The organism is Thermodesulfobacteriota bacterium, from assembly GCA_039028315.1.
Lineage (GTDB): Bacteria > Desulfobacterota_D > UBA1144 > Nemesobacterales > UBA2774 > CR02bin9.
The window spans coordinates 1-6210 of sequence record JBCCIH010000150.1; the positions used below are offsets into that span (position 1 = coordinate 1).

The following is a 6210-nucleotide window of genomic DNA, read 5'->3' on the forward strand; positions in this document are numbered from 1 at the left end:
AGCATGTTTGGATGAGCTAGGTCAGATGCCATATAAACATCAACCTCTGAGCCTTCTTGCAGTTGTGAAAACAGCTCTGGGTCTTGGCCAGAGGAAAGCTCAACTGCTATCTGTGTGTTAGCCGTAAACTGCTCGGCTAAAAGATTAGCTGTTGGCAAGAACTCAGAGTTCACGGCAACTTTAACCGGCTCAACGCTAGAATCTATGACTGGGGCCTTCTTAGAGCAAGAGGCCATTGAGCCTACAAGCACTGCAATAAAGAGTAAGAATATATATCTTTTTATATATTTCATGATCATCTTTCTCAGAGAAATAATAACCACTGCACCAAAAACAACAAAATTCTAATCGCTCTGCCAATACTTAAAGGTATTTACATCCATAATGGTCAGCTTGCCATCCCATCCCGCGCCCTGATCCAAATTCCAAAGGTTAGCAACCTTAACAGGTTTACCCCCTGGAAAATCAAGCTCAGTGTGGGTGTGGCCGATAAAAACATTTTTATAAGGAAATTTTTTCTTGGCTTTTTTCAATTTTGGTGCAACCACACGCCATGTATCTCTACCAGCGTAGTAATTCTTTTCCTCAGGTTGTTTATCAACTGGATAGTCCCAGTCAATCCCTGCATGAACGTAAAGCCTATTGTCTTCGTCAATAAAATATAGGACAGCTTTCTCTAAGAATTCCAAATGTTTTTTGATAAGTTTTTTCTTAAGTTTTCCATTTTTAGTATAGGCCTTTTTTGTAGCTTTCCCCCCCTTGCGAAGCCACCTGGCCTCCCATTGTGGATCGCCGTCCCATTTACCTCTGAACCACCTTCTCACAAACTCGTCGTGGTTGCCGAGCACCCAAATGAAATGCTTAACATCCATAAGTACATCAATACAATTGACTACCCCAGAATGGCCGTCATAAATATCCCCAAGAGATATCAATCTGTCTTTTTTGAAATCAAAGTTAGAGCGCTCTAGCACTTGTACCAACGCCCTAAAATTACCGTGGATATCACCTACGCAAAGTGTTCTCATTTTCTGGATTATGGGTTAAGACGTAATATATGACTTCATTATAACGGGGGTTGCAATGAACTCAAATGTATTTAGTTCTTGTTGAGTGTTATTTTAGATATAACAAATTATATATATTTTAACAATAGAGCGTTGAATATGTTTAAGAGCGGCCTTATACTTATTAAGTAGGTTAGAAAACTATCACCTGTGGAGATATTGGAATGAAATATGTTTTTAGTGCATTTTTGTTTTCAGTATTCGCTTTATGTTTTGCAATGCCTCAAAGCTCTTGGTCACAAGTAGATGGAATAGATGGCATTTGGTATTCGGGTGAAGAACCTTACACTCTCGAAGTATATGACAGCGGATGGCGTTTTAGTGTTCGCGATCAGGCTGGAAACAAATCACACGGCAAAGCCTTTAATGAAGAAGTAATCTACTGGCCTGCAGAAAATATAACTGGCCAAATAGAGTTTGATGCAACAATAATCGAATGGTCAGACGGCACATTCTGGGCAAGAGAACCGTTTACAGGTGAGCTGCCTCCGGGAGTTCCTGAGCAATAATCCCTATTGCAATCTCAGTCCATTTATGTTTATTCTAAGCGTTGGAAGTGCATTAATACAAAGATCGTAGAAGTAGATATTACATATACACTAAATTGTCTTCCCAGATAGATTGTTCTAGCTATCCATCACCTGTTTTAGAAAACTTTAGGCAAGTTAGTCCTGCATTAGTCTTATATGTTACAACAAGAAACTATAAGATTTTGGGACTGTACTATCAGTATTGATAATGCTATCATCAAGGAAATCTTATACAGAAGGTCCCCTTCTTGGAAAGGCTAATTGTGCCTATGGGTGGGTATTGTTACCTTGCAATATCCACTCGTTTTTTTATGAGAAGATGTAATCAAAAGTTAAATCTTTTCAAAATTCTCAGCGTGAAACTCGATGTGGTCTTTTATAAATGATGCAATGAAATAGTAGCTGTGGTCATAATCCCTTTGCATCCTAACTTTTAGAGGGAATTTCTTTTCTACACATGACTCAATTAGATAATCAAGCATGAGCTGATCTTTTAAGAACTCATCATCGGTGCCTTGATCTACAAGCACAATATCATTTCGTCTGACTTTCTTAACTAGCTCTGAAGCATCATACTCTTTCCAAAGCTCCCTATCCTCACCCAGATATCCGGTGAACGCCTTTTGTCCCCAAGGACAAAGTGATGGTGCCCCAATTGGTGCAAACGCAGAGATCGATTTGTAAAGATCGGGATTTCTTAACCCAAGCACTAACGCTCCATGACCTCCCATCGAATGTCCGAATATGCCAACTCGGTCCATATCTGCATTAAAGTTCCCATCTACAATCTTAGGGAGTTCTTTGACAACGTAATCATACATATTGTAGTAAACTTCCCAGCCCGGGGTTGCAGCATTTACATAAAACCCTGCGCCGGAGCCAAAATCCCAGCTGTCATTTTCACTTGGAAGATTAGTGCCCCTTGGGCTGGTGTCCGGACAAACGAGCATTATTCCATGGTGGGACGCCCACATTTGTGCACCCGCGTTTGTAATAAAATCCTCCTCATTGCATGCGAAACCAGAGAGCCAAAATAACACAGGGACTTTAACTTTATACTCTTGCGGCGGATGATATACGGAGAAATTCATAGGCGTCTTTGTAGACTCAGACTGATGGGAATAAAATGCTACCCTCCCACCAAAAGACAGATGTTGTTTTAATAAATTAAGCTTGCTCATATATACTCAGAAACCAACTCCCGGCATTAAAAACTTGGTCCTAAATATTGATAATACCACAGAATATCAAGACATTAGCTATTGTAGCAATTGATAACTCTTATCATACGTTATAAAACACTTGACCCAGCACCCCAAAATACTCTATAATATTAATGGAGGTAGTAATAATGGGAACATGTGACACTCCACCATACAAGGTAGCATTTATTGCGTAAACCTAGATCAACTAGCGAGTTGGAATTTAAACTTGCAAAATAATAGCCAACGGGCTATTAAGTCAAAAATGACAACAAAAAAGGGAGCCCTTCCAAAGTGAATGAGGCTCCCTTTCCTATATTATTACTAAGTATTTAACAATTATTTTTTCTTCTCAAGCTTAAGTACATATATACTAACGACCGCAACTAATACCGCTGATAGTGAACCTATGATTGACTCGACAAACCTTAGACTCGCATTCTCAATAGGACCGATATCGCTCACCAGTGCTGAGATAATAACAACTACCGATATTGTAATGCTGGTGGTTTTTACATGATCTGGGATGTTGAGCACATGGCACAGATAAACGCCTATGGCAACACTTATGGCAAATCCAATTACTCCGAAAGTGAAAAAATACAGATAAAGCGCCGCAATAAGGCAGCCCACAAAAGATGCGCGTACTCTCAATTTAGCAGATTTAAATGTAAGCAACTCTCCCTCTGTCATTACAAATACACCGGAAATTACTGACCACAGCCCTCCTACTTCTGCAGTGCCAACATGGAATATAGAGCTGAAGTTATAGCCCGCGACATAAGCAATTATGGCTACAAAAAAAGTTTCTATCGCAGCCCTTACAATATGGGATTTAAACAATATTTACCGCCCTCAAAACAGTCCTATTTATGATTTGAGGAGATTATACTTAATAGATTGTGATTTTAGTAGACGACTTGGATATAGATCAACTAAAAAGCTGCAATTTATCCTCGTCCAAATGATATGAAAAATAAGTCTTTCTAATAAGCTTCTCAAAAAAGTCCTGTGAGTGAAGAGCTTCACGCTCTGGATACGCAAACATCACAATTAAGTGCTCATCTTCCTTGGCCTGAAGCTGTTCAAAAATATAGGCATACTCTTTTTTTGAGATTCCGTAATTTATTCCATACTCAGGACGCTCATCAGAGGTGAAAAAGCCAAAATTTTTCATCTTCTCTGCCACAGTGTCGCAGATCAGCCGACCATATTTTTTGGTTTCATCCACGTCTTTTCTAAATAGGCCTTTGATCAGCGGATATTTGGCACAGTAAATTTTATTATCATTATTCTTGATAATCTTGCACTTGGTCTTTGGAAGCTCAATTAAGTGAAGCGGAGCCGGGGAGACCGGATAGTACATAAGATTTTTTACAATTGCTTCGCCCATATCACAGTGCCTCTATTATTTAGAGTAATGATCTGTAATATGGATTCAAGCCCTAATCTTAGCTTTTATTATTCGAGATGTACTCCTTAGCCTTATCTACCCTTTGTCTTGGGCTGTCTGCATTTGCTGCTAACTCTATAAGCTCTTGATAGTATTTTGTTGCAGCCTTGCTGTTGCCAGAGAGCTCCGCTGCATAACCTGCACCATATAAAGCATAGAAACGGTTTGGCGATATTTGAAGACTTTTTTCATATGCAGCAAGTGCTACTTTAGGTTTATCCATCTCTAAGAGCATATCTCCTAGCAGATCCCTCGCAGGCAGCACTGCACCTGGAGTAACCGGGTGTTTGTCTACAGAGTCTTCAATGTTTGCAGCTTCCTCCATCATGGTGAGAGCTTTTTGCTTATCACCATTTGCGTACTCGATCCATGCGGCTACTGATTTTCTCTGAGCATCTACAATTGTTGACCAGTATTTATCTTTAGTAGCTTCGTATAGAGCATTTAGCTTATCTAAAGATTCTTGAGCAGATTCTAGATTTCCACTTCTGGCAGCGCCAATTCCCTTTGCAAAATAAATTATTGCCTCAAATTGAGGGTGCTTATCCCAAGGAAAACTTTCATGAGTCCTTTCTTCTAAGTTTGCTGCCTCCTCCCAGTTCATGGTCTCAAGCGCATAGCGAGACTGCACACCTGCAATGCCGTAAGCTGAAGCAAAGCTGTCTTGGTAGTTAGCAATTTTATTTACATCACCCAGGACTTCGAGTGCTTTTTTATCCTGACCTTTTTGGAGGTATGAGTAGATTAAATAGTCAGCGGCATGAACGTAGTGAAGCGAGATGGCATCTGGGCCGGACTGTCTTTTAGCAGCGTCTGCTGATCTTAAGTTCCAGCTAATTACCTCAGGCCACATACCCAGTCTAACAAATATGTGGCTAGGCATATGAAGCGCGTGCGGTACGTCAGGGGCCAATTTATCATAGCCTTGTGCAAGTGATACTCCCTTAGAAGCAAGCACCGGGTTGTCATATGCATGAATTGTGTAGTGATAAACTCCAGGGTGCTGTGGAGCAGTTTTTTGAAGCTCTTCTAGCATAGCGCCTGATTCTTGCTGGTGTTTAAACGTTTTATCCGCTTTAGGAGCTGTTGCTAGATGAGAAAGAGCATAAAATGATACCGCATCAGCGTCATCGGGATATGCTTCCATCAATGTCCTTTGACCATCTTCCCAAAGAACTATGCGCTCTGCATGTGGCTTTTCGTGATGGTCAACATAAAACAATTCAATTGCTGATATATAAGCCTGCTCTCTTTTGGTAGGAGGATTTTTCGATTTTGCTGTGTTTACTGCATCTAATCCCTTATCGAGCTCTTCTTCACTAGGCGGAGCCCAAAGCGGGTGAAGCTGCGTCATAGCAATTCCCCAATATGCCATCGCACAATTTGGGTCTTTCTCTGCAATCTGAGCAAACACTTTTTCGGCTTGCCCGTACATCATGTGATGCATAAGAGCCACACCGCGGTTAAAGTCAGCTGCCACAGATTCGTCGCATGAGGTTTCAAACTCTACAACCCCCAGTGAGCCCTCTGCCATTTTAGTATCTTGTGAAAAACTGCTATTGATTGAAAAAAGTAATATAAGAGCTAGAACTACTAGTCGTGATAAGATCATAAAGCACCTCCACATAAGCTTTTTATTTTGTTTGACCCCGTGTCAAAGCCCTACGCCATTTACTATTATAAATAAAAAAAGCTCTTTTTTGGAGTGCTATTTTAGATCTTGTATGTCAATCAGGATATAGGCATTAACTTACGGACAAGCGTCTTCTAAGAATAACAAACCCTACTATTCCCAAAACTAAGGCTAAAGCAATCAGACTCCACTCAGATAATGTTGGAACATTTCGAGACAGCGGACGAAATACCAAGTCCGAAGGATTATTCAGTCCTCCGCTTCCATCCGTCACGAAAACACCTAAGAAGGAACCGGTTGTTCCGTTGTATCTAAGCACTTCATC

The 6210-nt window shown here is 40.5% G+C and carries 8 protein-coding genes; 1 reads left to right on the forward strand and 7 read right to left on the reverse strand.

The features are described from left to right. Both AAF462_09240 and AAF462_09245 read right to left on the reverse strand, forming a co-directional pair. Positions 1-293 (reverse strand): substrate-binding domain-containing protein (locus AAF462_09240; protein MEM7009301.1); only part of this gene is annotated, 293 nt, incomplete at its 3' end. Between the two features lie 51 nt (positions 294-344). Next, on the reverse strand, positions 345-1028 hold the full coding sequence (locus AAF462_09245; GenBank protein MEM7009302.1) for a metallophosphoesterase: 684 nt from the start codon (positions 1026-1028) through the stop codon (positions 345-347). 203 nt (positions 1029-1231) lie between these two features. On the opposite strand from AAF462_09245, the gene AAF462_09250 reads away from it, so the two are divergent. Next, on the forward strand, positions 1232-1576 hold the full coding sequence (locus tag AAF462_09250) for a hypothetical protein (GenBank protein ID MEM7009303.1): 345 nt from the start codon (positions 1232-1234) through the stop codon (positions 1574-1576). 353 nt (positions 1577-1929) lie between these two features. On the opposite strand, the gene fghA is transcribed toward AAF462_09250, so the two are convergent. The 5 genes from fghA to AAF462_09275 form a co-directional block, all read right to left on the reverse strand. Then, positions 1930-2778 (reverse strand): S-formylglutathione hydrolase, encoded by an 849-nt coding sequence (gene fghA / locus AAF462_09255; protein MEM7009304.1) that lies wholly within the window; start codon positions 2776-2778, stop codon positions 1930-1932. A gap of 360 nt (positions 2779-3138) precedes the next feature. After that, complete coding sequence (locus AAF462_09260; protein ID MEM7009305.1) at positions 3139-3642, reverse strand: FUSC family protein; 504 nt, start codon at positions 3640-3642, stop codon at positions 3139-3141. A gap of 88 nt (positions 3643-3730) precedes the next feature. Then, the gene (locus AAF462_09265) at positions 3731-4192 is read right to left on the reverse strand and encodes a hypothetical protein (protein ID MEM7009306.1); all 462 of its coding nucleotides are present in this window, start codon (positions 4190-4192) and stop codon (positions 3731-3733) included. 58 nt (positions 4193-4250) lie between these two features. Then, on the reverse strand, positions 4251-5864 hold the full coding sequence (locus AAF462_09270; GenBank protein MEM7009307.1) for a hypothetical protein: 1614 nt from the start codon (positions 5862-5864) through the stop codon (positions 4251-4253). Between the two features lie 133 nt (positions 5865-5997). Next, positions 5998-6210, reverse strand: a 213-nt coding sequence (locus AAF462_09275; GenBank protein ID MEM7009308.1) for an IPTL-CTERM sorting domain-containing protein, incomplete at its 5' end; no start/stop codon positions are given.

Coding starts and splice junctions, on each gene's coding strand:
- AAF462_09245 (MEM7009302.1), bottom strand. CDS start 1,028: ATGAGAACACTTTGCGTAGGTGATATCCACGGTAATTTTAGGGCGTTG.
- AAF462_09250 (MEM7009303.1), top strand. CDS start 1,232: ATGAAATATGTTTTTAGTGCATTTTTGTTTTCAGTATTCGCTTTATGT.
- fghA (MEM7009304.1), bottom strand. CDS start 2,778: ATGAGCAAGCTTAATTTATTAAAACAACATCTGTCTTTTGGTGGGAGG.
- AAF462_09265 (MEM7009306.1), bottom strand. CDS start 4,192: ATGGGCGAAGCAATTGTAAAAAATCTTATGTACTATCCGGTCTCCCCG.
- AAF462_09270 (MEM7009307.1), bottom strand. CDS start 5,864: ATGATCTTATCACGACTAGTAGTTCTAGCTCTTATATTACTTTTTTCA.